Origin of the sequence: Streptomyces sp. MB09-02B, assembly GCF_033794485.1 — a bacterium.
In the GTDB taxonomy this organism is placed as follows: domain Bacteria; phylum Actinomycetota; class Actinomycetes; order Streptomycetales; family Streptomycetaceae; genus Streptomyces.
Genome location: NZ_JARGEE010000754.1, coordinates 1 through 2241, shown reverse-complemented (window position 1 = coordinate 2241; position 2241 = coordinate 1). Strand labels below are relative to the sequence as shown.

Here is a 2241-nt window from a genome sequence, read left to right as displayed (position 1 = left end):
GCCCCGGCCCCCGTCGCGCCCGCCGCGACCGACGACGCCCACCCCGGCCCGGCCGAGTACCTCGGCGACTCCGCCGACCGCACCGGCTTCGGCGGCCTGGAGGCCGTGGACGAGATCTCCATGGTCGCGGTGCCGGACCTGATGGCCGCCTACCAGCGCGGCGCGATCGACCTGGAGGCCGTCAAGGCGGTCCAGCTCGGTCTGATCGCGCACTGCGAGCTGATGGGCGACCGGGTCGCCGTCATCGACCCGCCGCCCGGCCTCAACGCCCGGCAGATCCGCGTATGGCGCCAGGAGACCGCCGGCTACGACTCCAAGTACGCGGCCCTGTACTACCCCTGGATCAAGGTCTTCGACCCGGCCAGCGGCCAGTCCCGCGTCATCCCGCCGAGCGGCCATGTCGCCGGTGTCTGGGCCCGCAACGACTTCGAGCGCGGTGTGCACAAGGCGCCCGCCAACGAGGTCGTACGCGGCGCGGTGGACCTCGAACTCCAGATCACCCGGGGCGAGCAGGACCTGCTCAACCCCATCGGCGTCAACTGCATCCGCGCCTTCCCGGGCCGGGGCATCCGCGTCTGGGGCGCCCGCACCATGTCCTCCGACCCGGCCTGGCGCTACCTGAACATCCGCCGGTACTTCAACTACCTGGAGGAGTCGATCCTGATCGGCACCCAGTGGGTGGTGTTCGAGCCGAACGACCACGCGCTGTGGGCCCGGATCCGGCGCAACGTCTCCGCGTTCCTGGTCAACGAGTGGCGTCAGGGTGCTCTGTTCGGCCAGCGGCCCGAGGACGCGTACTACGTCAAGTGCGACGAGGAGACCAACCCGCCGGAGTCGGTCGACCTCGGCCGGGTCATCTGCGAGATCGGTATCGCCCCGGTGAAGCCCGCCGAGTTCGTGATCTTCCGGCTGGCCCAGTTCTCCAGCGGCAGCGGGGAGCTGGAGGAGTAGGCCGCCAGCGGCCCGCGCCCCCGTTTTCTCGCTGAAGCCCCTTGCCCCTCCCTGCCCCTTTAGAAGGACACAGAACAGATGAGTCTCGCGCCGGGTGACGCCCTTACTTCACACAATTTCGGCCTGCAGATCGACGGGGTGATGGTCGAGTACCTCGCGGAGGTCAGCGGCCTCACCCTCGAACAGGACGTCATCACGTACCAGCAGAACTCCGCGCAGGGCCGGCCCGAGGTCAATCTTCTGCCCGGTGTGCAGAAGAACGGGCAGTGCACCGTGGTCCGCGGTATGACCCAGTCGGCCGCGTTCAACACGTGGATCAACGACTCGATCAACGGTCAGATGGGTTCGGCGCGGAAGAACGCGTCGATCATCATGATGGATTATCAGAACAATCCGGTGAAGCGGTACAACATGCGCAACGCCTGGTGCAGCAAGATCGACGCGAGCACCCTCAAGGCGGGTGAGGCGTCCGCGCTCACCGAGACCGTGACCATCGTCTTCGAAGAACTGGTCATCGAGTAATGCGGCGCACGGCAGGCAGGGCGGGCGCGATGACGGTCACGGGGCAGGAGGAAGCGGCTGCCGCCGTGTCCCCCTTCCCCACCACCGCCGCACCCGTCACCGCGCCGGAACCGGCTTCGGCCTTGGCTTCGGCGTCGGCTCCGGCTCCGGCTGTCGCGCCGGTGGCGCAGCGGCTGCGGACGGAGTTCCCGTTCGAACTGCCGCGCGGGTACGTCGACGAGGCCGGGAACGTCCACCGGGAGGGCGTGATGCGTCTCGCCACCGCCCGGGACGAGTTGATCCCGCTGCGCGACGTCCGGGTCCAGGAGAACCCGGCGTACCTGTCGGTCGTGCTGCTCGGCCGGGTCATCACCCGGCTGGGCAATCTGCCGATGGTCCACGACGGGATCGTGGAGAACATGTTCGCGTCCGACCTCGCGTTCCTCCAGGACTTCTACCGGCAGGTCAACGCGGAGGGCCACACCCGCGCGGCCGTGGAGTGCCCCCACTGCTCCGAGCCCTTCGAGGTCGAACTCGGCGGGAGCCGCCTGGGGGAATCGTGACGTACGCGACCGACCGGCTGCACGAGGAGATCGCGTACGTCGCCTTCCACTTCCACTGGAGCTTCGAGGAGATCCTCGACCTCGAACACCACGACCGCCGCCGCTACACCGAACAGATCGCGTCCCTCTGGTACCGGGGCGGGTCGGAGGCTGTCTTTTATAACAATCTCCGAGCACACGAGACTGGAAAAAAAGTCGTATGCCATATTTGGATAGAAAAAAAAAA

At 67.5% G+C, this 2241-nt stretch carries 3 protein-coding genes and 1 pseudogene; all 4 read left to right on the top strand.

Features of this window, described 5'->3' with window-relative positions; all coding sequences use genetic code 11:
• A partial coding sequence (locus P1P70_RS43700; protein WP_319247936.1) for a phage tail sheath family protein occupies positions 1 to 951 on the top strand: 951 nt, incomplete at its 5' end.
• 78 nt (positions 952 to 1029) lie between these two features.
• Positions 1030 to 1473: a phage tail protein gene (locus tag P1P70_RS43695; protein ID WP_033526822.1), complete on the top strand. Its 444-nt coding sequence runs from the start codon at positions 1030 to 1032 to the stop codon at positions 1471 to 1473.
• Positions 1473 to 2015: a hypothetical protein gene (locus P1P70_RS43690; protein WP_319247934.1), complete on the top strand. Its 543-nt coding sequence runs from the start codon at positions 1473 to 1475 to the stop codon at positions 2013 to 2015. Before P1P70_RS43695 ends, P1P70_RS43690 begins: the two co-directional genes overlap by 1 nt.
• Positions 2012 to 2164: pseudogene (locus P1P70_RS43685) on the top strand (DUF6760 family protein); the annotation flags it as partial. The gene P1P70_RS43690 and the pseudogene P1P70_RS43685, both read left to right, overlap by 4 nt.
• Between the last annotated feature and the right edge of the window lie 77 nt (positions 2165 to 2241).